Below are 24,036 nucleotides of genomic sequence, written 5' to 3' on the forward strand. Positions count from 1 at the left end.
CAATCCAGGACGATATATGCGACGCTGGATTGCCGCGTCGCCTTCGGCTCCTCGCAATGACGCAAGAGAGCAAGTCATTGCTGATCTCCCACCCCCGGCAACCGATCCGCCAGCGCGACGGTCGACAGCCGCATGGTTTCCATCACGTTCGCCAGCCCGCGCAGTTCCGCCAGCAGCGCGCGGCGCGAGGTAAGGAAGTCAGGGGTCGCTTCCTCGGCGAACCCCATGTGGCGCATCAGCGACAAGCCGTTGGAGAACAGCAATTTGCCGATCGCGGCCTCGCTGCTGATCCGGCGGAGCAGATAGGCCTGTTTGCCCTCGGTCAGCGCGGCGTCGAGCAAGGCCTTTTCATCGACCGCGTCACCCGGCTTTGCGCGAGCGAGCAGGCCGGCGACGACCGAATAGGCCTCGGCAAAGGGCAGCAGGATCGCATGGCCGACGACGGGCTGGCAACGGCGCAGCAGCTGCGCGATGCCGCGGTCGCCGCTGGCGAGGCGGCGGTCCCACACCGGATCGATGCGGTCGAGCTCGGCGCGCAATGCGGCCATATGCTCGTCGCGCGGCGGATAGAAGAATTCGAATTTGAACAGGTCGCGGAGGCGATCGATCTTGTCCCAGAACGCTGCGGTCGCATCGCCGCTGTCGGCGTCGCGCAGTTCGAACAGCGCCAGTTCTATCATGGCGCGGTCGAGGAAATGATGCGCGATGATGTTGCGATAATAGCTCGCCATCGGATGTTTGGCGGGGTCGATCGAATAGACATTTTCGCTGCCCGCTTCGTAACGGGTGAGCAGTCCGCTGGTGACGAGCGTGTCGACGGTGGCCGAAAGCGCCGCGTCGTCACCGCTACCCAGTTCGCTGCTGATCCGGATGCCGCGCGCCCGCGCCCAATCGGTCACCGCGCCGATCGCCCCGAGCAGTTCGGCCGAGGTCGCGCCGCGCGGCGCCATGCCGATCAGGATCAGGCACATTACCGAGGTGACGGTGAGCGGGGTGACGCGGTTCGCCTCGACAGCGACGGCAAAGGCGATCTTTTCCAGCGCACGCTTGTCGTCGGCGCCCGGCGCGGTGTCGATCACCACCGGGTTGCCGATGTCGAGCCGGATGCGCCCCGAGGGTTCCTTCAGGCTCTTCATATAGCCGATGAACCACGACAGGCTCTCGGGCTTTTTGCTGCGCCCGGTCTGTTCGGCGGCATATTCTTCGACGTCGCGGATCAGGTCGAAACTGGTGACGAAGGGGACGAAATGGACGCCGCGCGTGCCCGTCGCGTGGGCGGCGTCGAGGACATATTTCATCAGGCCATATTTGGGCGGCATCAGCTTGCCGAGCCGCGAGCGGGTGCCCTCAAACGCCCAGCTCAGCGGGAAGCGCTTGGCAAGCAGCCAGGCGATATAATGGCGCAGCACGAGTTTATAGACCGGCTGATCCTGAAAGCTGCGGCGGATGAAGATCATCCCCGAGCGGCGGAAAAATTCGCCCATCACCGCGAAGTCGAGATTGGCGCCGCCGAAGCTGTGCAGCATCGGCATGTCGTTCTCATAGGTAAGGCGGCTGGGGGTGGCGCCGTCGATATAGGTTTTGTGGGTGAAGAGGATCGCGGTCGGATGTTCGCGCAGGATGGCGCGCAGCCGGGCGAGTTCGGCGGCGTCGACCTCCATCTCGGGCGCGTAGCCACCGAACATCATGCGGTCGAGGCGGGCGCGGAGGTCGAGGAACAGCGCGCTGGGCCGCGCAATGACCTCTTTCATTAGCGGGCGGGCTTCGCGAAACAGTTCGGCGACCGGGCGCCCCGTTGCCTCGGACAATTCGGCGAGCGCCGCACGGAATTTGGGGCTGGTGCGCAGGCCGTCGGCGACGAAGCGCGGCACCTTGTAGCGGGTCCCGCGGATGCCGCGTTCGGCGACATCGAGCGCAAGCCCGGCCTGCCGCGCGACGAAGCCGGCGAACTCGGCACCATCGGGGCCAGCCGCATCGCCGCCGCCGGTTTGCGCCGCGAACCGGTCGCGCAAGGCGGCGAGCGTCGCCGCCTCGCCGACCAGAATCTGCGCGCGGCGGCGGTCGCGGAGCAGGATCAGTCGAGCGCGCAACGAGCCGGGATGGCGCGGGTCGCCGAACAATATGTGGCGGAATTTGAGTGCGCGGTCGCGCTCGAACCCCGGGATGCGCCACGCGACGCGCAGCGGCACCACCTGCCGCGACGGTTGCCCATCGAGCCGGGCGCGGAGGGATTCGAGCGGCAGGGCGTGGTCGTCATCCTCGATCGCGAGGCTGGCCCATTGGGGATCGTTGTCGCCAGCGGTCGCATGGACCCAATCGAGCAAGAGCTGGCGTTCGACCCCGTTGCGCGCGTCGATGATATAGAGCCGGTCGGCCGCGTCCTCCGTTATGATGGGGGTGCGGGGCGTGCCGTCGGCCATGTCGCTAAAATCCCTCCGTCATTGCGAGGAGCGTAGCGACGCGGCAATTCAGCGTGACGTAGCCCGTCTTGGATTGCTTCGCTACGCTCGCAATGACGATGTGGGACATGCGCTAGGCCGCCCTTCCCTTTCGCGGGGAGGACTTCTTGGTGGCCATCTTTGTCGCGGGCACCTTGTTCTTCGCTGCGGGCTTCTTCGCCGCCGACTTCTTGGGCTTAGCCTTTTCGGTGTTAACCTCGGGAGAAGCAACCTCCGGCGCAGGTTCCTTCGCCACCGACTCCGCGACGCTTTCCTCGGGCTGGCCGAGGGTGCGCAGGAACATGTTGCGGACGTCGCGGACGTGGCTGTTGATCGTTCGCGGGGTCCACTTCGACGTATCGACCGGAGGCAGAACGGTGACGCGCACCGTCGCAGGGCGCATCACGAACTCGTTCTTCGGCGCGACATCGGTCGCATTATGGATCACGATCGGGACGATCGGCACCCCTGCCTGCATCGCCAGATGGAAGGCGCCCTTTTTGAACGGCTCGAGCTTCGGGGTCAGGCTTCGCGTGCCTTCGGGCGAGATGCAGATCGACTTGCCCTCGATCTTGATCGCATCGACCAGCGGCTCCATTGCCTTGATCGCGCTCTTGCCGTCGGCGCGGTCGACGAAGACGGTGCCGCCCCATTCCATCAGCTTGCCGAGGATGGGAATATTCTTGATCTCTTTCTTACCCACCCCGCCCATGTCGCGGCGGATGAGCTTGGCGAGGATCATCACATCAGCCTTGCTCTGGTGGTTGAAGATGAAGACGCAGGGGCGCGAGGACCATAGATGCTTCTCGTCCTCGACCTCCAATTCGACCCCGGTGATCGCGGTCGCGAAATCGCCGAACAGCCCGATCGAGAAATTCGCCGCCTCGCGCTGCGAGCGGGTGAGCGCCCAGATCGGCAAGCCCGCGGCAAAGGCGCCGACGAGCGAGCCGGTGGCGTAGATGGTGCGGGTGTAATCGACCCAGCTCGGGGTGCCGCGGCTGCCAAAGCGTTGAACCGGCCAGCCATTTTCCTCGGCGATCGCTTTGAGTTTCAAATTCGGGTTGAGCGGGCGCGGTTTGCCGACGCGTTCGAGCAGTTCGATATCGTCGTCGCTGTCCGAGTAGAAAAAGCTCTTGTCGAGGTCGAGGCCATATTCGGCGGCCAGTTCCTCAGCGGCGAGCACCTTGCCCTCACCGAAGCAGAGCGGGCGGATGATGTCGCCGGTAAAAACGCCATCCTCAATCTCATAGGCCGAGCATTTGATGTCGGAGATGCCGAGGTCGCGCGCGGTCGGTTCGATCTGATAGATCGTCGCCGACGAGATGATCGCGACGCGGTGCCCCTTCGCCTGATGCGCCTCGATGATCGCGCGGGTTTCGGGGTAAATCTTGCGGGCGATATGCTTTTTGTAGAGCTCTTCGCCGAATTCGATGAAGCTTTGTTCGTCGACGCCCTTCATGAATTTCGCGGCGCCCGACATCAGGCCGGAAAAGCCGATGGTACCGAGGCTGTGCTGCGCGATGACCTGCGCGGTCTCGGCAATTTCTTCCATCGACATTTCGCGGCGCTGGAATTTCTCGCGCAGCATCGCGGTGGCGGAGTAGCCCGAGATGATGGTGCCGTCGAAATCGAACAGCGCGGCGATATGCGATCCGGGTTTGGACGCGAGGACTTCTTCCAAATGTGGCTGCGGCCTTGGCACGCGCATCTCCCCACCAACGGCTTGTTTGCCGCCTTATCCCTGCACGATGACAGGTAAGATGGGGTTAATCAATGGCACGAAAGTGCGGCCGCTTCCCTTGCCAGTGTCTCGATCCGCGCCGGGTCGAGCCGCCCTGACGGCACGACCCAGCTGCCGCCGACACACAGCACCGCTTCGAGCGTGAGCCAGTCGGGTGCGGTTGCGAGGCTGATGCCGCCAGTGGGGCAGAAACGCGCCTGCCCGAAGGGACCGGCGAGCGCCTTCAGCGCCGGGATGCCGCCGCTGGTCGCCGCGGGGAAAAATTTGAAGCGATCGAGGCCGAGGTCCATGCCGCGCATGATGTCGCCGGCGTTGGCGGTGCCGGGCAGAAAGGGAATGCCGCTCGCGACCGCCGCTTTGCCGAGATTGTCGGTCAGGCCGGGCGAGACGATGAACTCGGCGCCCGCATGGATCGCGCCCGCCAGCATCGCGGGGTCGAGCACGGTCCCCGCGCCGACGACCGCGCCCTTGACCGACTTCATCGCGGTGATCGCGTCGAGCGCCGCGGGGGTGCGCAGCGTGACTTCAAGTACGGTTAGCCCGCCCGCGACGAGCGCCTCGGCCATTGGCACCGCATCCTCGACCCGGTCGATGACGATCACCGGGATGACGGGAGCGAGGCGCATGATCTGGTCGATGGACTGGCTCAAATGACGGACTCCATAGCAGCAAGAACGGCCGACCCGCCCTTCTCGGCTTCGTCGGCGTGGTGGCGGAACAGGGCGAATAGCTCACGACCTACGCCGAGCGCAGGCGGCGGGGCGACGGCGGGCGAGCGCGCGGCCCAAACCGCGGGATCGACGAGCGCGAGCACCTCGCCTTGCTTCGCACAGACGCGGACCATGTCGCCGTCGTTGAGGAGGGCCAGCGGACCGCTGACGCCGTCGGCGCCGGGCAAGGCTTCGGGCGACAGGTGGATCGCCGCGGGCACCTTGCCGCTGGCGCCCGACATGCGGCCGTCGGTGAGCAGCGCGACGCGGAAACCGCGGTCCTGCAGCACGCCGAGTGCGGGGGTGAGCTTGTGCAGTTCGGGCATGCCGTTGGCGCGCGGACCCTGGAAGCGGACGACGACGATGATGTCCTGTTCGAGTTCGCCTGCCTTGAATGCCGCGAGCACCGCGTCCTGATTGTCGAAAATGCGGCACGGCGCCTCAATCGTCCAGCGATCTTCGGCGACCGCGCTGGTCTTGATGATCGCGCGGCCCAAATTGCCCGCGAGCAGGCGCATGCCGCCGTCGGGTGAGAAGGGCGCGGTAACGGGGCGCAGCATCGTGTCGTCGCGGCTTGTCGGGGGGGCGGCCTGCCAGTGGAGCGCGTCCTCGACGAGCACCGGCTCGCTCGCATAATCGGTCATGGTGCCGCCGACGGTGAGCACATCTCCGTGCAGCAGTCCGGCCGCCAGCAATTCGCGCACGACATAGCCTATGCCGCCCGCGGCGTGGAAATTATTCACGTCGCCCGCGCCGTTCGGATAGACGCGCGCGAGCAGCGGCACGGCGTGGCTCAGCTCGTCGAAGTCCTGCCAGTCGATGATGATCCCCGCGGCGCGGGCGATGGCTGGGAGATGGATCGCGTGGTTGGTCGAGCCGCCGGTCGCGAGCAGGCCGATCGCGGCGTTAACGATCGCTTTTTCATCGACGCAGCGCGCCAGCGGGCGGTAGTCGTCGCCGTCCCAGCCGATTTCGGCCACACGGTGCGTCGCGGCGCGGGTCAGTTCCTGGCGTAACTTGGTGCCGGGGTTGGTGAACGCGCTGCCGGGGATGTGCAGCCCCATCAGTTCCATCATCATCTGGTTCGAATTTGCCGTGCCATAGAAGGTGCAGGTGCCCGCGCCATGATAGGAGGCCGCTTCGGCGTCGAGCAGTTCGTCGCGCGTCGCCTTGCCCTCGGCATAAAGCTGGCGGACGCGCTGCTTTTCCTTGTTGGCGAGGCCTGAGGGCATCGGCCCGGCGGGGATCAGGATTTGCGGCAGATGGCCAAAGCGCAACGCGCCGATCAGCAGGCCGGGGACGATCTTGTCGCAGATGCCGAGCAGCAAGGCGCTCTCGAACATCGCATGGCTGAGCGCGATCACGGTGCCCTGCGCGATATTGTCGCGGCTGAACAGCGATAGGTCCATGCCCGCCTGCCCCTGCGTCACCCCGTCGCACATCGCGGGAACCCCGCCCGCGACCTGCGCGGTGGCACCGACTTCGCGGGCGAAGAGTTTGATCTGTTCGGGGTAGCGGCCATAGGGCTGATGCGCCGAGAGCATATCGTTGTAGCTGGTGACGATGCCGATATTCATCGCGCCGCCGGTGCGGATCGCGGGTTTGTCGTCACCCGCGGCGGCAAAGCCGTGCGCGAGGTTGCCGCAGGATAGGTTGCCGCGGTTGGTGCCGGCTTCGCGCTGGCGCTCTATGAGGTCGAGATAGGCGGCGCGGCGCTGGGCGCTGCGGGCGACGATGCGGTCGGTGACCGCGGCGATGGTTGGGTGGAGGATGGTCATGCGATCAAACCTAATCCCTTCTCTCCTTGCGGGAGAAAGATACGAAGCCTTGGCGCGAAGCGCTTAGGCGGAGTTGGATGAGGGGTCGCGAGCCAGAGGCTCGTGCGGTCGTGCGGACCGCAACCCCTCACCCAGTTTCGATTAGGCAGCAAGATGCCAAGTTTGCGCAACCCTCTCCCGTAAGGGGAGAGGGGGTTTGTCTGCTCAATCATGCCAGCTTGCCCCATCGCGTTCGATCAGTGCGATCGCGCTCGACGGACCCCAGCTGCCTGCCGTGTAGGTCTGCGGCGCCATGTCGACCGCGGCCCAGGCGTCGCGGATCGAATCGATCCATTGCCACTGCGCTTCCACTTCATCGCGGCGCACGAACAACGTCTGGTCGCCCTCGATGAAATCGAGCAGCAGGCGTTCGTATGCGATCCGCCGCCGCTCGCCGGCAAAGCTGTGCGAGAGCGAGACGTCCATCGTCACTTCTTTCAGCTTCACGCCGTCGCGGTCGAGCCCGGGCTGTTTCGCCATCACCTTGACCCGGATATTCTCCTCGGGTTGCAGGTTGATAATCATCATATTGGCGTCGAGCTTGCCTGCGCCGACGCGCGCGAAGATATTGTGCGGCACGGGCTTGAACTGGATCAGCACCTCCGACTTGCGTTCGGGCATGCGTTTGCCCGTGCGCAGGTAAAAGGGCACGCCCTTCCAGCGCCAATTGTCAATGAACGCCTTGATCGCGACAAAGGTTTCGGTGTTCGACGGCTGGCCAAGCTCGTCGGCATAACCGGCGACCGCGCCGCCATTGACCGCACCGCTGCTATACTGCCCTTTGACGCTATGCGCCTTCACATCCTCGGCGCTCATCTTGCGCAGCGAGCGGAGCAGCTTGACCTTTTCGTCGCGCACCGCGGTGGCGCTGACGCTGGCGGGCGGCTCCATCGCGATGATTGCGAGCAGCTGGAGCATATGGTTCTGCACCATGTCCTTCAGCGCGCCGACCCCGTCGTAATAGGAGACGCGGCCCTCCAACCCGACCGTTTCGGCGACGGTGATCTGGACATGGTCGATCGCCTGTGCGTTCCATAGCGGCTCGAACAACATATTGGCAAAGCGCAGCGCGAGCAGGTTCTGGACGGTTTCCTTGCCAAGATAATGGTCGATGCGGAACACATGGTCCTCGGCAAAGGCATCGCCGACCTGCGCGTTCACGTCGCGTGACGAGGCGAGATCGTGGCCGATCGGCTTTTCCATCGCGATCCGGCATTCGGCGCAGGCGATGCCCGCTGCTTTCAGCCCCTGTGCGATCGGTCCGAACATCGACGGCGGAGTCGATAGATAGACACCGATCGGGCGCTGCATCCGGTCGCCGAGCAGCGTCGCCAATTCGTCGTAGCCCGTCCCCGCCCCCGCATCGATCGCGCAATAGTCGATGCGGTCCAGAAAGGCCGCGACACCGGCATCTTCGATACGGTCGGCGGGCAGATGCTCGGTCAGCGCTGCGCGGACCTGCGCGTGAAAGGCGGCACGGTCCATCTTCGAGCGCCCCGATCCGAGGATCGTCAGCGCGTCGGCGAGCAGCCCGTCAAGATGCAAATTGTAGAGCGAGGGAAAGAGCATCCGCTGCGCGAGGTCGCCCGTCGCGCCGAACAGCACCAATGTCTCGACTTTCACGCTCACGCCAATCCCCTTGGATATCCATGAAGGGAAATGGCGGAGCCGCGGCGCGAATGCAACGCGCATACGTAGGCCGCTCCAAATCGGACCGGCATGTAACCCGGGCTCACCGATCCGAAAAATCATCCTCCATGATTGCGCGGATGTTGGTTGTGCCTTTGGCCAGGAACGCCGGGTCGACATTCTCATTCTCGCCATGCTGGTTATTGTCGGCGTTGACGACGGAGATCGTCACCATCGGCGCGCCGAGTTCACTCGCAAACGGCGCCAGCGGCAAACTGCCCCCGGTCGATATATTCCTCCAGCGTCGCGGCACCGAGCATCGCCAGCTGCGCCGCAGCGGGCGGGGTGACGACTGCGGCTAACAGTCCGACCATATCCGTTGCGCACTTATGCCATCGTCTCGACCAACGCTGCATGTTCTCTTCCCCTTGCCCAAACCTGTGACGACCTTCGCAACCGACCGCGCTGCGCTCCACCATTGCCGATGGTCACCTGCATTGACCGCCCCGACGCACCTGCCTTAGGGAGGTCGTCATGCCCGGCAGCGCCCAGCCCTATGACGTCATTGTAATCGGAGGCGGCGTCAATGGCGCCGGGGTCGCGCGCGACGCCGCGGGGCGCGGGGCGCGGGTGTTGCTGCTCGAAGCGGGCGACTTGGCGCAGGGGACGTCGTCGGCCTCGACCAAGCTGATCCATGGCGGGCTGCGCTACCTCGAGCATTATGAATTCGGCCTGGTGCGCGAGGCGCTGAAGGAGCGCGAGACTTTGTGGGGCATCGCGCCGCATATCATCTGGCCGCTGCGCTTCGTCTTGCCGCACCGGCCGGGGCTGCGCCCGCGCTGGCTGTTGCGGCTCGGGCTGTTCCTCTATGACCATATTGGCGGGCGCAAGAAACTGCCCGCGACGCGCTCGATCGACCTGCGCCGTCATGTCGCGGGAGAACCGTTGCAGCCGCAATATACGCATGGCTTTGAATATTCGGATGGTTGGGTCGACGATGCACGGCTGGTGCTGCTCAACGCGCGAGATGCCGCCGCGCATGGCGCGAAGGTGCGCACCCGCACCCCCGCCGACACACTGCGCTGCGAAGACGGGCTGTGGGTGGTCGAGGCAAGCTGCGACAATGGGCATCGCTATCGTTTCACCGGGCGCGCGATTGTCAATGCCGCCGGGCCAGCGGTGCTCGACCTGCTCAAGCGCGCCGATGCCGAACCAGAACACAAGATGCGGCTGGTGCGCGGATCGCATATCGTGGTGCGGCGGTTGTTCCAGCATGACTATGCCTATTTCTTCCAGCTCCCCGACGGGCGGATCTTTTTCGCCATTCCCTATGAGCGCGACTTCACGCTGATCGGCACCACCGACGTCGATCATGACGGCCCCGCCAGCGCGGCGCGGGCGAGCGCGGACGAAATCGCCTATCTGTGCGAAGGCGCCAGCCTATATTTCCGCGAACCGATCACCCCCGCCGATGTCGTGTGGACCTATTCGGGGGTGCGGCCACTGATCGAGGACGGATCGGGGCGACCCGAAGCGGCGACGCGCGGTTACCGGATCGACCTTGACATGGAAGAGGGCGCGCCACTGCTCACCATCTATGGCGGCAAGATCACCAGCTATCGCCATGTTGCCGAGGCCGCGGTCGATGAACTGGCGGGCCATGTGCCAGCGATGGCGGGGAAGCGCTGGACCGGCAAAGCGGCGCTGCCGGGGGGTGATTTTCCGACCAGCGGCGCGGCGGCGCTGAAGGCCGAGATCAAGCTTGCGCATCCTTTCCTGACCGCCGCGACGGTCGATCGGATCGTCAAGGCCTATGGTACCGACGCGCGGCGCTGGCTGGGCGATGCCGACGACTGGGACGCGCTGGGCGGCGAGATTGCGCACGGGCTGAGCGTGGCCGAGGCAGCGTGGCTGATCGATCATGAATGGGCGCAGACGACCGACGACATATTGTGGCGGCGCAGCAAGCTGGGGCTGCATTTCAGCGAGGACGATGTCGCGAAGCTCGCGGCGTGGCTCGACGCGAAGGTCGTCATGCCTGCCGCATAATCGCTTCGGCGTCGGCGCCCGCGGGGAAATGCGCCCGCCCGGTATTGTCATGCACCGCTTGCCAGACCGCCCGCGCGACATCGGCTTCGGTCGTGAATAATGCGGGTTTGGCCATCGCCATGAGGATCGGCTCGGCATAGGACCAATAGGGTTCTGGCAACACGTCGGCGAGTTCGACGTCGGCGTTTTGCGCAAAGGCGGTCGTCGGGCCATAGCCGGGCTCGATCAGCTTCACCGCGATGCCGAGCGGCGCGAGTTCGTGGGCAAGGCTGCCAGTGAAGCCCTGGATCGCGGCCTTGCTGCCGGTATAGGCGGCGGCGAGTGGGAAGGAGGCGAGCGTCGCCGTCGAGGTGACGTTGACGATGAGGCCCGCGCCGCGTTCGCGAAACTGCGGGATCACCGCCTGCGCCATGGCGATCGTGCCGAGCGTGTTGGTGGCATAGACGTCGCGGATCCTCTGCATCGGTGAATGCTCGAGCGCGCCGAACAGGCCGATGCCAGCATTGTTGACGAGCACGTCGATCGGCCCCGCCAGTTCGAGCGCCAGCGCGATGCTGTCGGCGTCGGTGACGTCGAGCGCGACGACGCGCAGCCGGTCGGAGGCGGGGAACAGGTCCGGGCGCGGTTTGCGCATCGTCGCGACGACGGCCCAGCCCTGCGCGTAAAAATGCCGCGCGGTTTCAAAACCGTAGCCCGACGAGCAGCCGGTGATGAGGATGGTTTTCAAGGACGCTTTCCTTTTTTGAAGTGGGTGGAAAGCGTCTAGCCATAGAATGTCGGACGATATATAATCATAAATCCTAATTTTATTACAGATCGTCCAGATATGCTCGATCCGCTGTCAGATCTCATCGCGCTGCTTCGCCCGCGCACTGTCTTTGCCAAAGGGATCAGCGGTGCGGGGGCGTGGGCGGCGCGCTATGGTGATTTCGGCCATCCGGGGTTCTGCACGGTGATCGAGGGGCGTTGCCAACTGGCGGTCGATGGCGCGGCGGCGGTGACGCTGGAAGCGGGCGATTTCGTTTTCCTGCCCGCGACCCCCGGTTTCTCCATGTCGGGCTTCGAACCCGCCGAGCCCGTCTTCATCGATCCGCACGACACGGCCGGCGTTGCACAAGAGGTGCGCCACGGCCGGCAGGAGGGCGACGCCGAGGTCCGGATGCTCGGCGGCTATTTCGTCTTCGAGTCGCCCGACGCGGCGCTGCTGGTGGCGCAGCTTCCCGCGCTTATCCATTTGCGCGGTGACGAAAGACTGCCGACGATCGTCCGGCTGGTGCGCGAAGAAGCGGGCGATGCGCGGCCAGGGTGCGATCTGATCCTGTCACGGCTCGTCGAGGTGCTGATCGTCGAGGCGCTCCGCTCGATCGAGGGTGGCGACGCGCGGCCAGGAATGCTCCGCGGCCTCGGCGATCCGCGGCTGGCGGCGGCGATCCGGCTGATCCATGGCGCGCCGGCCCATCCCTGGACCGTTGCCGAACTGGCCAAAGAAGCGGCGCTGTCGCGTTCGGCGTTTTTCGATCGTTTTTCGCGCACCGTCGGGGTGCCGCCGATGGAATATCTGCACGGCTGGCGTATGACCATCGCCAAAGATTTGCTGCGCCGCAAAGCGGGCGGACTGGCCGAGATCGCCGACCGTGTCGGCTACGGGTCGGCTAGCGCGTTCAGCACCGCCTTTTCCCGCTATGTCGGAGTGCCACCGAAACGCTATGCGCTGGCGGCCAGCGCCGCCTAATCGGCGCCATATTGTTCGACGAGCTTGGCGCGGCGGATTTTCCATGTTTCGGCGAGCACCGGGACATCGCGCAGCGCGCGGAGGTCGGCGGGGCGATCCTTTGCTTCGCCGCCGACCAGCAGGCCGAACAAAGACGCCAGCGACCAGTCGGGATAAGGACGTTCCACCAGTTCGAGCAGGTCGTGCGCGCGCACCTGCCCCGGCTCGAGAACGCGGTAATACCAGCCGGTCCGCCGTGTTTGCACCACCTGCGCCATCACGCCCTTGGTGCCGAAATGATGGTCGAGTTTCCAGCAGGGCTGGCGCGCCTGGCTGACCTCAACCAGCGCAGAGCCGAGGCGGAAGCGGTCGCCGAGGCAGACGTTGGTTTCGTCGAGGCCGATTGTCGAGATATTCTCGCCGAACGCGCCGGGGTTATCGAGCAGCGGTGGGTTCCCCAGAAGCCCCCGCCACCAATCATAGTGATCTGCGGGATAATGATGGACTGCCTTGTCGATGCCGCCGTGGACGGTGCGATCGGCCTGCTCGTCGCCGGCCAATCCCAGCGGCCCGACCGCGACCGCATGCACCACTGGCAGCTTGCCGATCGCGCTGGGTTCGTCATCGCCGCGGAACGGGCGCACCTGTCCACAAAGGACGGCAAGAATTTCGGTTTGCATGGCGGTGATTGATAAGCCGCACGTGGGAAATGGCAATCGTCCCGGCGGGGACAAGCGGGCAGCGATGCGCTAGGGTGCCGGCATGAACGACGCGATGATTGACCTGTCCGTCCAACAATTGGGCCTTGCCGAACCTGGCGACGCCGCGCTGGTCCGCAGTTTGCCTATCGAGGCGCCGGTGTCGATCGAAGTTGGCGGCATCGGTTATGCAGTGATGATGGCGACCCCGGCCGATCTGGAGGATTATGCGCTGGGGTTCGCGCTGAGCGAAGGGCTGGTCGAGGCGGCTGATCAGATCGAGCGCATCGACCTTCACGCGGTGGAGGGCGGCTGGGCGCTGCGCCTCTGGGTACCGGCCGAACGCAAGGCGATGGCGCTGGAGCGCGCGCGCCAGCGGGTGAGCGAGAGCAGCTGCGGGCTGTGCGGGATCGAGAATATCGAGCAGGTCTTGCGCCCCCTCCCCCCGCTGACCGCGCAGATAACGACCGACCGCGCCGCGATTGCCGCGGCGCTGGCCGCGCTGCGCGATCATCAGCCGCTGGGCCAAGCCACCGGCGCGGTCCATGCCGCTGCCTTTTGCACGCCGACAGGCAAAATCCTGTATGCGCGCGAGGATGTCGGGCGGCACAATGCGCTCGACAAGCTGATCGGAGCGCTGGCGCGCGCGGGGACCGACCCGGCGACCGGGTTCATCCTGCTGTCGGCGCGGTGCAGTTATGAGCTGGTCGAAAAGACGGTGCGCGCCGGATGCCCGATGCTGGTCACCATTTCAGCGCCGACGAGCCTCGCCGCGGAGCGCGCGGTGCAAGCGGGACTAACGCTGGTCGCACTGGCGCGCGCCGACTCCGCGCTGGTCATCAACGATGCGCAGGGGATGATCGCGTGAAGACGCTGGGCGCGATGCTCGCGGGCGGACAGTCGCGCCGCTTCGGGTCGGACAAGGCGGTCGCGATGCTGGACGGGCAGACGCTGCTCAATCATGCGCTGGCGGCGCTGCGCCCGCATTGCGACGCGGTGGTGATTGTCGGCCGCGAGGGGGGGATCGCCGACTGGCCGCGGCCCGACATGGGACCGCTCGGCGCCGTCGCGGGCGCGCTGCGCCACGCCGCCGCGAACGGCTTTGGGCAAGTGCTGACGGCGCCCGTCGATTGTGTGCGCCTGCCCGCCGATCTTCGCGCGCGGCTGGAACCGGCATCGGCGTTCCTCAACTCCCAGCCGGTGGTCGGGCTGTGGTCGGTCGCGGCACTGGACACATTGCAGGCGATGTTGACCGGCGAAGACGATCACGCCGTGCGCGCGTTTGCCCGGCGGGTCGGCGCGCGCGGCGTCGCGGTGGATTTTGCGCTGACCAATATCAACAGCGCGGAAGATCTGGCGCGGCTGGCGGGCGATCCGGGCTAAGCCGCCATCGGCGCGACGCGCACTGGGATCGCCTTGGCCGCCGGACAGCCGCTGGTCTTGTCGTAGTGGCCAAGCGGCAGCAGCGGGTTGAGTTCGGGATAATAGCCCGCGACCGAGCCGCGCGACATCGGATAGTCGATGATCGTCAGCCCCTCGACGCGGCGGACGACGCCGTCGTCGATGATCGTTTCGAGCGCGACCTTGGCGCCCGTCTCCAGCCCGCGATCGGCGATGTCGTCGGCGTTCATGAACAGCACCATGCGGTCGTTGTACACGCCGCGATAGCGGTCGTTGTAGCTGTAGATCGTGGTGTTGAACTGGTCGTGCGAGCGCACCGTGGCGAGCCGCAGCATGCTCGGGTCATCGACCGGCGCGTTGACCGCGAGGCCAGGCAGGACCAAGAAATTGGCCTTGCCGTTCGGGGTCGCCCACGCGCGGCGGCGCGGCGGGATGTCGAGGTGGAAGCCGAGCGGCGCCTTGATCCGTTCGGAAAATCCCTCGTAAATCGAGGGATAGACCGCGGCGATCTTGTCGCGGATCAGGCTGTAATCGTCGATGTAGCTGGCCCAATCGATCTTGCTGTTGGGCAAGGTCGCCAACGCCATGCGGCAGACGATTTCGGTCTCGGTCAGCAGATGCTCGCTTGGCGGGTCGAGGACGCCGCGCGAGGCGGTGACGTTCGACATCGAATCCTCGATGGTGACGAATTGCTCGCCTGCCGCGGTTTCGATCCGTTCGGAGCGCGCGATGACGGGCAGAATCAGCGCGTCCTTGCCGTGGACGAGGTGGCCGCGGTTGAGCTTGGTCGCAATGCCGACGGTCAGGTCAAGCTGGCGCATCGCATCATAGGACCGATCGGTATCGGGGACCGCGCGGACAAAATTGCCGCCGAGCCCGATGAAAACCTTCGCGCTGCCGTTCAGCATCGCCTCGATCGATTCAACGGTGTGATGGCCGTGGTCGCGCGGCGGTTCGAAGCCGAACACCTCGCGCACTTTGTCGAGATAGGCTTGGCTCGGCCTTTCATCGATCCCGACGGTGCGATCCCCCTGCACGTTCGAATGCCCACGAATCGGCGAAATCCCCGCTCCGGGCTTGCCGAAATTGCCCTTGAGGAGCAGCAGATTGGCGATCTGCTGGACCAACTGCGATCCCTGCTGATGCTGGGTGACACCCATGCCGTAGCAGATGATCGTCGCGTTCGAGCGGATGTAGATGTCGGCGCAGCGGCGGATCTGGGCCTCGTCCAGCCCCGACGCCGCGACGATCGCGGGCCAGTCCTGCGCGGCGATGTCGGCCCGAAGCGCGGCAAAGCCCTCGGTGTGTTCGGAAATAAAGCCTTGGTCGAACACCGCCTCGCCCGCCGCGTCGCGTTCGAACATGACCTTCATCATGCCCTTGATTAGCGCCAAGTCGCCGCCGATCTTGATATGGACAAACTCGCTGGTCACCTCGGTCGATCCGAAGGTCGCCATCTGGACGATGTCCTGCGGTTCGGTGAAGCGGACCAGCGCGCGTTCGGGCATCGGGTTGACCGCGACGATCGGCGCCCCGCGCTTGCGTGCCTCGACCAGAGGGGTCATCATTCGCGGCGCATTGGTCCCGGCATTGTGGCCGATCAGAAAAATCGCTTCGGCATGCTCGAAATCATCGAGGACGACGGTTCCCTTGCCGATGCCGATCGACGGCGGCAGGCCGCGGCTCGTTGGTTCGTGGCACATGTTCGAACAATCGGGGAAATTGTTCGTGCCATACTCGCGCACGAAGATCGAATAGAGGAATGCCGTCTCGTTCGCGGTGCGGCCCGACGTGTAGAATTCGGCGTGGTGCGGGCTGTCCAGCGCGTGCAGATGACGGCCGATCAGCGCAAAGGCATCGTCCCAGCTGACCGGCACATAATGGTCGGAGGCGGGGTCATAGCGCATTGGCTCGGTCAGCCGCCCCTGCATTTCGAGCCAATAGTCGGATTGCCCCATCAATTCGGACACGCTGTGCTCGGCGAAAAATTCGCGCGTGACGCGAAACTTCGTCGCTTCATGCGCCAGCGCCTTCGCGCCATTTTCGCAGAATTCGAGCTTTTTGGTACAGGTCGCGTCGGGGAAGGCGCAGCTCGGGCATTTGAACCCGCCGGGCTGGTTCATCGCCAGCAACGCGCGCGATCCCTTGGTCACCACGCTCTGTTCCATCAATACCTTCGCCGTGGCAGCAGCAGCTCCCCAGCCGCCCGCGGGGCTGGTGTAGATTCGGTAGCGGGGTGCGTCGGCGCTCATCGGCGAATTAAACCACAGTGGCGCCCGCACGCCAACCGGCTAGATGTTGGCGCGCCCGGCAGGATTCGAACCTGCGACCACCCGCTTAGAAGGCGGGTGCTCTATCCAGCTGAGCTACGGGCGCTTGGCTCGCGCGAATAGCGTGGTTTGCGTGGGGTGCAAAGCACGTTAAGCAGCGTGCCGATGACCGAATCTTCTGCCCCGATCGCAAAACCGCAGCCTGTCAGCGCGTCGGCGGTCCGGCATTTTCGTTACTATGACCTCGTCATGGCCGCCTTCGTCGCCGTGCTGCTGCTGTCGAACATCATCGGCGCGTCGAAGCTATCGACGGTCGGAACGCTGACCTTTGGCGCGGGCATCCTGTTTTTCCCGGTCAGCTATGTGATCGGTGACGTGCTGACCGAAGTCTATGGCTATGCGCGCGCGCGGAGGGTGATCTGGGCCGGGTTTGGCGCACTGATCTTCATGGCGGTGATGAGCTGGGTCGTGCTGGCGATGCCGCCGGCGCAGGATTGGTGGTGCAGCGGCTCCGAAAGCCTGTCGCTGAAATCGGGCGAGGCCAGCGGCAGCGGCGCGGTGTGTCAGGCGACCTATGACAGCGTGTTCGGCAGCGCGTGGCGGATCGTGCTTGCCTCGATCGCCGCCTTCTGGGCGGGGGAGTTCGTCAACAGCTATGTCCTGGCGCGGATGAAGGTCGCAACCGGCGGGCGATTCCTGTGGATGCGCACGATCGGATCGACGATCATCGGGCAAGGGATCGACAGCCTGATCTTTTACCCCATCGCCTTCCTCGGCATCTGGGAAACCGAACAGGTGGTGCTGGTGATGACGACGAACTGGGCGCTGAAGGTCGCTTGGGAGGCGGCACTGACCCCGGCAACTTATGTCGTAGTGGGGGCGTTGAAATGCCGCGAAGGTGTCGATGTGTTCGACGAAGGCACCGATTTTACGCCATTCGCTGCCAAGGTTTGATCCATGACACTCATCGAAATCGCCTCGCTGTTCGGCGAACGGAAGGCCTCGTTGGTCGAGTTGAGCGGACTCGATAAAGACGCGCTGCACATCTATTTCGGACTGGCGCTATTTCTGCTCATTCGCCTGTTCTGGCGGTGGCGTGGTGGCTGGGTGGTCGCATGGCTGACAGTTCTGGCCATGGCCGTCGGGGGCGAATGGCTCGACATGACGCGCGAAATGGGTGACGCGACAATCCAGCCCGACGCGGCGCATTGGCACGACATCTGGAACACGATGTTCTGGCCGACGGTGCTGTTGCTCATTGGGCGCTGGCTGCAACCGCAAGCAAATGACGCGGTTATGAGCGAGATGTCAGGCGAGGGCGCCGAGCGCCGCTTCGAACAGGCGTAGCCCGTCGGTGCCGCCATGCGCGCGATCGATCGCGCGTTCGGGGTGCGGCATCATGCCCAGCACATTGCCGGCGTCGTTGAGCACTCCCGCGATGGCGCGCGCCGAGCCGTTGACGCTGTCGGCGTAGCGGAAGGCAACGCGGCCCTCGCCCTCGACCCGGTCGAGCGTCGCCGTGTCGGCGAAATAATTGCCGTCATGATGCGCGACTGGGATGTTGATCGTCTCGCCCGCACTATAGCTGGCGGTGAACAACGACTGGCTGTTCTCGACCTTCAGCGGCACGGTGCGGCACACGAAGTTGAGGCCGGCATTGCGCATCAAGGCGCCGGGAAGCAGCTGGGCCTCGGTGAGCACCTGGAAACCGTTGCACACCCCGAGCACCGGGACGCCGCGGCCCGCGGCATCGGCGACCGCGCGCAGGATCGGTGAGCGTGCGGCCATCGCGCCCGAGCGCAGATAATCGCCATAAGAGAAACCCCCGGGCAGCGCGATGAAATCTGTGCCGTCGGGCAGGTCGGTGTCGCGGTGCCACACCATCGCAGGGGTACGGCCGGTGACCTGCTCGAGCGCGACCGCCATGTCGCGATCACAATTGGAGCCGGGAAAGACGATGACGGCGGTCTTCATGGCAATGGCTCCTGCTACGGGCGTTCGATGCGGTAGTTTTCGATCACCGTGTTGGCGAGCAGCTTGGCGCACATCGCCTCGAGGTCCGCATCACTTGTCCCGTCGACGACGTCGAGTTCGATAAAGCGTCCCGCGCGCACATCGGCGACGCCGCCAAAGCCCAACCCTTCGAGCGCATGGTGGATCGCCTTGCCCTGCGGGTCGAGAACCCCAGGCTTGAGTGTCACATAGACATTCACTTTCATGGGCGTCGACCTTTGTAAGCGGGGTGCGGGAGGATGGGCGCGCCTATGCCCGCGAATCACATCGGGGGCAAGGGGCGGCGGGAGGCCGGAACGGCGAAAATTGCCGCTGTTCGGATTGCGAAACAGTCGCATCTTAACTGTTGCGAATCGCTCGCACTATCCCTACAACATACTTGTTGAGAAGGATTCGCACATGGTCGTCTGTGTCTGCAACGCAATAAGGGAAAGCCAGCTGCGCGATGTCGCGCGGACCGGCCAGTTGCGCTGCGCCAAGGCGGCCTATGCGCAATTGGGTCGCAAACCCAAGTGCGGGCAGTGCCTGCCTTTCGCTCGCAATATCATCAGCGACGTCGCCGCGACCGCCTGATTTTTCTTGGTTTTCCGCCATTTTTGACCTTGGCGTGATGGGGCCGGGCGGCGTATAATGCGCCCATCCCATTCCAAGACAAAATGACAGGACGACAGCATGAAGGGCGACGAAAAGGTCATCGATTTTCTGAACGAGGCGCTCAAGAACGAGTTGACCGCGATCAACCAGTACTGGCTGCACTATCGCATGCTCGACAATTGGGGCGTCGCGCGGCTCGCCAAGTTCGAGCGCGAAGAGTCGATCGACGAAATGAAACACGCCGACCAGTTGGCGGACCGTATCCTGTTCCTGGGCGGCCTGCCGAATTTCCAGATGCTGGGCCGCCTGCGCGTCGGGGAGTCGGTCGAAGAGATCCTCAAGGCCGACCTGGCGCTGGAGGAAGAGGCGATTCCGCTGCTCAAGGACGCGATGGCGCATAGCGAGAGCGTGCGCGATTATGTCAGCCGCGACCTGTTCGGGTCGATCCTCGAAAGCGAAGAACATCATGTCGACGAGCTGGAAAAGCAGTTCGAGATGATCGAAAGGATGGGGATTGAGAATTATATCCAGTTGCAGTCGAAACCCGCTGGGGACGATTGAGGGTCATCGTCGCCCTGCGCAGGCGGGGGCCGCGGTCGGGTTATGCAACGTTGCGGGTCGAAGCTTCTAGCGACCGCCGCCTGCGCGGGGCGACGAAAAAACCACGGATTTCAGAGGCGCTTTCGGGCGCCTCTTTTTCTGCTTGCGCTTGCGATTAATTCTCAATAGCAAGATCAGGCAGTCCCCTCCTGCCGGTCGCTGCCCCATGCAGCGACCGGCATTTTTTTCAAAAGCGGGAACAGAAGACTGCAACGGCCGGGAGACGATAGAGCCATGCACAGCAGCACCGTTATCCGGCAACTGACCCAGCAACCATTGATCCGCGACCTGTCGGTCGAATCCGCGCAAGCCGTGCTGGCGCTGCGCTATTGCATCGTCTGCCGCCGCAACGACCGCGACCCGATGCCCGAGCTGGAGCAACGCTGGGGCAACATCCTGGCGGCGCGGCGCTATCGGCTGGTGGTCGAGGCGATCGGCCACAGCTGGCCCGATCCCTTTGCGGTCGCCCCGCCCTGCTGCCCGCGCGCCAGTTTCGACGAAGCGCTGCTGGCAGGCATGGTGAGCGCCGCGGCGCACAGCGACCGGGTCCAGTTTGATGTGCTCACCGCGGAAATGCTGGGTAGCGATGCGCGCGAGTTGATCTTCGTCGCGCTGGAGAATTTCATTCGAGCGCGTGCGCCAGGGCGGGATTAGCGTTCGGCAGCTTTGCGGTGCGTAACCCAGCTATCTGCTAGAGTTTGGCGCGTGCCTGGGCGAAGGCTCGAAGGAACTCACCTTCGGTAAGCGCTCCTTGGATGAGGAAGGGGCCGATGAGGTATCCTGGGGTGCCCTGGAGGCCAAGAGAGAAAGCCTCCTGATGGTTCTTGGCCAGTTGGTTGGCTATTGCGGGTCTGTATTGAGCCAAATCAGTCTCCAGCTGGCGCCAACTACCTCCTGCTTCTTGTATCGTCTGACGCAGGGCGGAATTGTCGAGACTACGCGACCTCATCAAAGAGTGGTGAACGTGAGAGTAAATACCTTGATACTGGGCTGCCAATGCGACTTCAGCGGCTCGTTCGGAGCGTTTGCCTAAGATCGACCAATCTTTGTAAACGAGCCGTACATTTCCATCCTTAGCTATGGCGGCCCGCATTGCTGGGTCAGCTTTCCGGCAGGCTGGGCACTGATAATCCGTGAATACTACCAACGTCAGATCGGCAGTGCCTGTGAGAACCTCGGGAGATCTCTTGCCCGTAAGGATCTGAACTGCAGAAGCGGTATCGCCCACGTAACGACCGAGCGGACGTGTGCTCTGTAGTAAATATGAGGTCGCCGCGCCCACCAAGACAAGGCCGAACAGGATAAGCAATTCTCTTCTGACCATTGCAACACTCTGCATGCGCCGCTCCGTTAAGCCAAGCAGAACGGCTGCAACTGGGTCGTCAGCGGACGCCCCTCACTACTTCCCCGCCTTGTCGCTCACCGCTCGGATCACCAGCGCCTTGCCGTCGACCAGATAGCGCTTCGCCAGCGTCTGCAACTCTGTCGGCGTCGCGGCCTCGATTTCGCCGATCCCCCTGCGGCTGCGGTCGAGGCGCTCGCTGTGGCTCGTCGCCTCAGCGACATAGTTCAGCCAATAGGCATTTTCACGCCGCGACTTGGTCATCGCTTCGACCAGCGGCTTGCGCGCGCGGTCGAGCAGATCGGCATCGACGGGCGCATCGCGAAGCTCTTTGGCGATGGCAAAGATCGCGGCGCGCGTCGTTGCGAGATCTTTGAAATCCACGTTGCTCGCGGCGAAGAGATGGCCGTATCCCGGAAACTCATCCGACAGGCTGGCCGCGGCGCCAGGACTGTAGCTTTCGCCGAGCCGCTCGCGCAATTCCTCGGTCAGCTTGAGCTGCATCACCCGCGCGAGCAGGTTGAGCCGCATCGCTTCGGCCAGGTCGCTGTCGTCACGCGCAGGCCAATAGACGCGCAGTTCTGCCTGTTCGGCCGGTCCCTTGTGGACCAGCGTCCGCTCGCTGCGGTCGGCCGCAAATTCGCGCACCCGCGCGTCGGTGCGCGGGTCGAAGGCAGCGCGGCGCACAGGCAGCGCGCCAAAGGACACGGCGATGGCATCGATCGCCGCCTGCTCGTCGATGTCGCCGACGACACCGATCTCGATCGCGCCATGGGCAAAGCTGTCGGCAACCATTGGCCTCAGTTGCGTCCAGTCGAGCGCCATCAGTTTTTCGAGCGGCGGGGTTTGCGACCGTGGGTCGTCGTTGGCCAATATGCCCCCCGCATCGCGACCGATCACCGCCGCCGGGGTCGCATCATTCGCGGCATATTGCTGTGGTAGCACGCGGCGGATCAGCGCAAGCCCCTCGGGGCGATAGCCGGGGTGGGTCAGATACGCCGCCATCAGCTTCGCCTGCAGCCCGAAATCTTCGGGCGAGGTCAGCGCGCTGCCGCCGAACGCATCGGTGGCGTTGCCGAAACTTGGGCTGACCGTTTTGCCCGCGAGGATCGAACGAAGTTCATCGAGGCTGTGCGCTTCGAGCCCGCCCAGCATGAGCGAACCCGCCAGCGACACCCGGGTCGGATCGTCGCGCGTCGCGAGCAAATTGCCGCCGTCGACGCGCAGTGACAGCATGACGCGGTCCTTCTGAAAATCGGTCTTCTTGATGTTGAGCATCACATTATTGGCAAAGCGAACCCGCCGAATACTCAGATCCTCGACCCGGTCGTCGCTGACGATGTTGCCCGGGGTACCGAAATTGTCATAGGCGAAGGCGGCATTGGCGGCTTCGGTCGGCGCCGCCACGGCAACCTGGGTCGAGCTGCGCAACGCGGCGAGGATTGCATCAGTGCCGCCCTCGATCGGCTTTTTCGCCGATACCCGCGCGAGCGGGGCGCTGAAGCCCTGCATGCGTTTGCGGAACGCCGCGGTGACGGCGGCGGCGCTGAGCGACGGTGCGGCCGCTTCGAACAACGCCTGCGAGGTTTCGGGACGGACAAAGACAATATCGCCCTTCGCCGCCGTGACCAGCGCGTCGGCGAGCGCGTCGCTGCGCCGCGTCGTCACCCCGGCAACAGCGTTTCGGAACGCAGTGCGGCGGGTCGCCAGTTGCTCGTCGACTTCGGCCTGGGTGAAACCATGTTGCATGGCGCGGCGCTGTTCCTGTTCGATCAGCGCCAGCGCCTCTTTCCACGCGCCTTCCTTGGCGACCGCGCCGACGGTTACCTGATCGAAGACCTTCCAGCCCGCTGCTTCGCTGAAATAGCCAGCGAGGATCGGCGAATCCTCATCAAGTGCAAGCTTACCCAGACGGCGGCTGACGATTGCTTCGCCAATATTTTCGGCCAGCGTGCGGGCGCGCTTTGCTTTGGTGTCGGGCTCGAGGGTCCACGGTTTGAACGCGGCGATCGTCACCGAATCCTGGATCGCGGGGTCGATGAAATCATCGGCCGCCGCCGCACGCTGATAATCGACTGTGCCAATGTCGGGGTCGGCGCCGGCGGCGCCGCGCCCCTTCCAGTCGCCAAAGCGCGCCTTGATCTTCGCCTCGACCGCTGCCGGATCGAGGTCACCGACCATCACCAGCGTGGCGCGTTCGGGGCGGTAATAGCGATCGTACAGGTCGCGCAGCCGTGCCGCGGGTGCGGTCTTGATGACCTCCTCGGTGCCGACCGGAATGCGGCTGGCGACCGTCATCCCCTGCATCTGGAAATCGAGCTGGTCGACAAGATTGCGCAGCTGATAGGTGTCGCGCGCGCGGCGTTCGGACAGGATGATGCCGCGCTCACGATCGACCGCGGCGGGGTCGATCGTCAGCTCGCTGCCCGTTTCGCGCATCAGCATCAGCCCGGTGTCGATCAGATCGTCGGAGGCATTGGGCAGGTCGAGCTTGTAGATTGTCTCGTCAAAGCCGGTCGAGGCATTGGTATCAGCGCCGAACGCCAGCCCCTTGCGTTCGAGCAGCTTGATCATCTCGCCCTCCGGCACATTAGTCGAGCCGTTGAACGCCATATGTTCGAGGAAATGGGCGAGGCCGCGCTGGTCGTCGGCCTCGGCAAAACTGCCGACGTCGAAGCGCATCCGCAGGACGACGCTGTCTTTGGGCGTGCTGTTTGCCAGCAGCGCATATTTCATCCCGTTGGGCAGCACGCCGAACACAATGTTCGGATCGACCGGCACATCGCTCGCGGCGAAGTTCCAAGCCCGCGCCGCGTCGGACTGTGGATTGGTCGCGGCCGTTACCGCGGCGCTCGTGGCCGGCGTGTCGCGGGCATACGCCGGTGCGGCGGTGGCGATCAGCAGGACGAGGGGCGACAGGGCGGTCGAGGCGCGCCGGACAAAGCTTTTGGTCATGCCACCCGTGTGGCTGCCCTCCTGCGAGCGGTCAAGCCGGGGTCGCGCAAATCGGCTTACAGCGTTCG

23 protein-coding genes and 1 tRNA gene are annotated in these 24,036 nt (G+C 64.6%); 9 read left to right on the forward strand and 15 right to left on the reverse strand.

Translation table 11 applies throughout. The features are described 5' to 3' along the window. Positions 1-74 precede the first annotated feature (74 nt). From CDQ92_RS15730 to CDQ92_RS21845, 7 genes are all read right to left on the reverse strand, one after another. On the reverse strand, positions 75-2,420 hold the full coding sequence (locus tag CDQ92_RS15730) for a glycerol-3-phosphate 1-O-acyltransferase (RefSeq protein WP_088442428.1): 2,346 nt from the start codon (positions 2,418-2,420) through the stop codon (positions 75-77). Positions 2,421-2,532: 112 nt separating this feature from the next. Then, positions 2,533-4,119 (reverse strand): HAD-IB family hydrolase, encoded by a 1,587-nt coding sequence (locus CDQ92_RS15735; RefSeq protein WP_229667437.1) that lies wholly within the window; start codon positions 4,117-4,119, stop codon positions 2,533-2,535. 89 nt (positions 4,120-4,208) lie between these two features. Then, a complete protein-coding gene (eda, locus tag CDQ92_RS15740; protein ID WP_088442430.1) occupies positions 4,209-4,829 on the reverse strand; it encodes a bifunctional 4-hydroxy-2-oxoglutarate aldolase/2-dehydro-3-deoxy-phosphogluconate aldolase in 621 nt (206 codons plus the stop codon). Further along, complete coding sequence (gene edd / locus CDQ92_RS15745) at positions 4,826-6,667, reverse strand: phosphogluconate dehydratase (RefSeq protein WP_088442431.1); 1,842 nt, start codon at positions 6,665-6,667, stop codon at positions 4,826-4,828. Before edd ends, eda begins: the two co-directional genes overlap by 4 nt. A 204-nt stretch (positions 6,668-6,871) precedes the next feature. Beyond that, positions 6,872-8,275 (reverse strand): glucose-6-phosphate dehydrogenase, encoded by a 1,404-nt coding sequence (zwf, locus tag CDQ92_RS15750; RefSeq protein WP_229667455.1) that lies wholly within the window; start codon positions 8,273-8,275, stop codon positions 6,872-6,874. 163 nt (positions 8,276-8,438) lie between these two features. After that, complete coding sequence (locus CDQ92_RS21840) at positions 8,439-8,570, reverse strand: hypothetical protein (RefSeq protein ID WP_268239164.1); 132 nt, start codon at positions 8,568-8,570, stop codon at positions 8,439-8,441. Positions 8,571-8,583: 13 nt separating this feature from the next. Next, positions 8,584-8,709, reverse strand: a complete 126-nt coding sequence (locus CDQ92_RS21845) for a hypothetical protein (protein ID WP_268239163.1) — start codon at positions 8,707-8,709, stop codon at positions 8,584-8,586. Between the two features lie 160 nt (positions 8,710-8,869). On the opposite strand from CDQ92_RS21845, the gene glpD reads away from it, so the two are divergent. After that, positions 8,870-10,384, forward strand: coding sequence for a glycerol-3-phosphate dehydrogenase (gene glpD, locus CDQ92_RS15755; protein WP_088442433.1), 1,515 nt, complete (start codon positions 8,870-8,872; stop codon positions 10,382-10,384). Here glpD and CDQ92_RS15760 read toward each other — a convergent pair. Further along, positions 10,368-11,111 carry an SDR family oxidoreductase gene (locus CDQ92_RS15760; RefSeq protein ID WP_088442435.1) on the reverse strand — a complete coding sequence of 248 codons (744 nt, stop codon included), beginning with the start codon at positions 11,109-11,111 and terminating at the stop codon, positions 10,368-10,370. The two genes, glpD and CDQ92_RS15760, sit on opposite strands and share 17 nt — an antisense overlap. Before the next feature lie 99 nt (positions 11,112-11,210). Here CDQ92_RS15760 and CDQ92_RS15765 point away from each other — a divergent pair, with 99 nt between their 5' ends. Then, a complete protein-coding gene (locus CDQ92_RS15765) occupies positions 11,211-12,116 on the forward strand; it encodes an AraC family transcriptional regulator (RefSeq protein ID WP_088442437.1) in 906 nt (301 codons plus the stop codon). Here CDQ92_RS15765 and CDQ92_RS15770 read toward each other — a convergent pair. Further along, positions 12,113-12,775, reverse strand: a complete 663-nt coding sequence (locus tag CDQ92_RS15770) for an MOSC domain-containing protein (RefSeq protein ID WP_088442439.1) — start codon at positions 12,773-12,775, stop codon at positions 12,113-12,115. The two genes, CDQ92_RS15765 and CDQ92_RS15770, sit on opposite strands and share 4 nt — an antisense overlap. A gap of 82 nt (positions 12,776-12,857) precedes the next feature. On the opposite strand from CDQ92_RS15770, the gene fdhD reads away from it, so the two are divergent. Continuing rightward, positions 12,858-13,661 carry a formate dehydrogenase accessory sulfurtransferase FdhD gene (gene fdhD, locus CDQ92_RS15775; protein WP_088442441.1) on the forward strand — a complete coding sequence of 268 codons (804 nt, stop codon included), beginning with the start codon at positions 12,858-12,860 and terminating at the stop codon, positions 13,659-13,661. Then, positions 13,658-14,176, forward strand: a complete 519-nt coding sequence (gene mobA, locus CDQ92_RS15780; RefSeq protein ID WP_088442443.1) for a molybdenum cofactor guanylyltransferase — start codon at positions 13,658-13,660, stop codon at positions 14,174-14,176. Before fdhD ends, mobA begins: the two co-directional genes overlap by 4 nt. Here the strand turns inward: mobA and CDQ92_RS15785 are convergent. Then, complete coding sequence (locus tag CDQ92_RS15785) at positions 14,173-16,446, reverse strand: FdhF/YdeP family oxidoreductase (RefSeq protein ID WP_088442445.1); 2,274 nt, start codon at positions 16,444-16,446, stop codon at positions 14,173-14,175. The two genes, mobA and CDQ92_RS15785, sit on opposite strands and share 4 nt — an antisense overlap. Positions 16,447-16,493: 47 nt before the next feature. After that, positions 16,494-16,570: transfer RNA gene (locus CDQ92_RS15790), tRNA-Arg, on the reverse strand. Between the two features lie 59 nt (positions 16,571-16,629). Between CDQ92_RS15790 and CDQ92_RS15795 the strand changes: the two genes are divergently transcribed. Together CDQ92_RS15795 and CDQ92_RS15800 are read left to right on the forward strand one after the other, a co-directional pair. Then, positions 16,630-17,418, forward strand: coding sequence for a queuosine precursor transporter (locus CDQ92_RS15795; RefSeq protein WP_088442447.1), 789 nt, complete (start codon positions 16,630-16,632; stop codon positions 17,416-17,418). 3 nt (positions 17,419-17,421) lie between these two features. Further along, entirely contained in the window at positions 17,422-17,811 is a 390-nt protein-coding gene (locus CDQ92_RS15800; RefSeq protein WP_088442449.1) for a hypothetical protein, read from the forward strand. On the opposite strand, the gene purQ is transcribed toward CDQ92_RS15800, so the two are convergent. Beyond that, positions 17,773-18,438, reverse strand: coding sequence for a phosphoribosylformylglycinamidine synthase subunit PurQ (gene purQ / locus CDQ92_RS15805; RefSeq protein WP_088442451.1), 666 nt, complete (start codon positions 18,436-18,438; stop codon positions 17,773-17,775). The genes CDQ92_RS15800 and purQ overlap by 39 nt on opposite strands. A gap of 14 nt (positions 18,439-18,452) precedes the next feature. Next, complete coding sequence (gene purS / locus CDQ92_RS15810) at positions 18,453-18,683, reverse strand: phosphoribosylformylglycinamidine synthase subunit PurS (RefSeq protein WP_088442453.1); 231 nt, start codon at positions 18,681-18,683, stop codon at positions 18,453-18,455. Between the two features lie 193 nt (positions 18,684-18,876). Between purS and CDQ92_RS15815 the strand changes: the two genes are divergently transcribed. The 3 genes from CDQ92_RS15815 to CDQ92_RS15825 all read left to right on the forward strand — a co-directional run bounded on the left by CDQ92_RS15815 (position 18,877) and on the right by CDQ92_RS15825 (position 20,325). Beyond that, positions 18,877-19,050 carry a (2Fe-2S)-binding protein gene (locus CDQ92_RS15815; RefSeq protein WP_088442455.1) on the forward strand — a complete coding sequence of 58 codons (174 nt, stop codon included), beginning with the start codon at positions 18,877-18,879 and terminating at the stop codon, positions 19,048-19,050. Between the two features lie 99 nt (positions 19,051-19,149). Then, entirely contained in the window at positions 19,150-19,632 is a 483-nt protein-coding gene (gene bfr, locus CDQ92_RS15820) for a bacterioferritin (RefSeq protein ID WP_088442457.1), read from the forward strand. A 273-nt stretch (positions 19,633-19,905) separates the two neighbouring features. Further along, the gene (locus CDQ92_RS15825; RefSeq protein ID WP_088442459.1) at positions 19,906-20,325 is read left to right on the forward strand and encodes an addiction module antidote protein; all 420 of its coding nucleotides are present in this window, start codon (positions 19,906-19,908) and stop codon (positions 20,323-20,325) included. A gap of 37 nt (positions 20,326-20,362) precedes the next feature. Here CDQ92_RS15825 and CDQ92_RS15830 read toward each other — a convergent pair whose 3' ends face one another. Beyond that, positions 20,363-21,010 (reverse strand): DsbA family protein, encoded by a 648-nt coding sequence (locus CDQ92_RS15830; RefSeq protein WP_229667434.1) that lies wholly within the window; start codon positions 21,008-21,010, stop codon positions 20,363-20,365. Between the two features lie 60 nt (positions 21,011-21,070). Next, positions 21,071-23,968: a M16 family metallopeptidase gene (locus CDQ92_RS15835; protein ID WP_088442463.1), complete on the reverse strand. Its 2,898-nt coding sequence runs from the start codon at positions 23,966-23,968 to the stop codon at positions 21,071-21,073. Between the last annotated feature and the right edge of the window lie 68 nt (positions 23,969-24,036).

Origin of the sequence: Sphingopyxis bauzanensis (assembly GCF_002205675.1) — a bacterium.
In the GTDB taxonomy this organism is placed as follows: Bacteria; Pseudomonadota; Alphaproteobacteria; order Sphingomonadales; family Sphingomonadaceae; genus Sphingopyxis; species Sphingopyxis bauzanensis.

Excerpts from the sequence above, each read along its gene's own strand:
- CDQ92_RS15730 (WP_088442428.1), bottom strand. The coding sequence starts at position 2,420 with ATGGCCGACGGCACGCCCCGCACCCCCATCATAACGGAGGACGCGGCC.
- edd (WP_088442431.1), bottom strand. The coding sequence starts at position 6,667 with ATGACCATCCTCCACCCAACCATCGCCGCGGTCACCGACCGCATCGTC.
- zwf (WP_229667455.1), bottom strand. The coding sequence starts at position 8,275 with ATGCTCTTTCCCTCGCTCTACAATTTGCATCTTGACGGGCTGCTCGCC.
- CDQ92_RS21840 (WP_268239164.1), bottom strand. The coding sequence starts at position 8,570 with ATGGTGACGATCTCCGTCGTCAACGCCGACAATAACCAGCATGGCGAG.
- CDQ92_RS21845 (WP_268239163.1), bottom strand. The coding sequence starts at position 8,709 with ATGGTCGGACTGTTAGCCGCAGTCGTCACCCCGCCCGCTGCGGCGCAG.
- glpD (WP_088442433.1), top strand. The coding sequence starts at position 8,870 with ATGCCCGGCAGCGCCCAGCCCTATGACGTCATTGTAATCGGAGGCGGC.
- CDQ92_RS15765 (WP_088442437.1), top strand. The coding sequence starts at position 11,211 with ATGCTCGATCCGCTGTCAGATCTCATCGCGCTGCTTCGCCCGCGCACT.
- CDQ92_RS15770 (WP_088442439.1), bottom strand. The coding sequence starts at position 12,775 with ATGCAAACCGAAATTCTTGCCGTCCTTTGTGGACAGGTGCGCCCGTTC.
- fdhD (WP_088442441.1), top strand. The coding sequence starts at position 12,858 with ATGAACGACGCGATGATTGACCTGTCCGTCCAACAATTGGGCCTTGCC.
- CDQ92_RS15785 (WP_088442445.1), bottom strand. The coding sequence starts at position 16,446 with ATGAGCGCCGACGCACCCCGCTACCGAATCTACACCAGCCCCGCGGGC.
- CDQ92_RS15795 (WP_088442447.1), top strand. The coding sequence starts at position 16,630 with ATGACCGAATCTTCTGCCCCGATCGCAAAACCGCAGCCTGTCAGCGCG.
- CDQ92_RS15800 (WP_088442449.1), top strand. The coding sequence starts at position 17,422 with ATGACACTCATCGAAATCGCCTCGCTGTTCGGCGAACGGAAGGCCTCG.
- purQ (WP_088442451.1), bottom strand. The coding sequence starts at position 18,438 with ATGAAGACCGCCGTCATCGTCTTTCCCGGCTCCAATTGTGATCGCGAC.
- purS (WP_088442453.1), bottom strand. The coding sequence starts at position 18,683 with ATGAAAGTGAATGTCTATGTGACACTCAAGCCTGGGGTTCTCGACCCG.
- CDQ92_RS15815 (WP_088442455.1), top strand. The coding sequence starts at position 18,877 with ATGGTCGTCTGTGTCTGCAACGCAATAAGGGAAAGCCAGCTGCGCGAT.
- bfr (WP_088442457.1), top strand. The coding sequence starts at position 19,150 with ATGAAGGGCGACGAAAAGGTCATCGATTTTCTGAACGAGGCGCTCAAG.
- CDQ92_RS15825 (WP_088442459.1), top strand. The coding sequence starts at position 19,906 with ATGCACAGCAGCACCGTTATCCGGCAACTGACCCAGCAACCATTGATC.
- CDQ92_RS15830 (WP_229667434.1), bottom strand. The coding sequence starts at position 21,010 with ATGCAGAGTGTTGCAATGGTCAGAAGAGAATTGCTTATCCTGTTCGGC.
- CDQ92_RS15835 (WP_088442463.1), bottom strand. The coding sequence starts at position 23,968 with ATGACCAAAAGCTTTGTCCGGCGCGCCTCGACCGCCCTGTCGCCCCTC.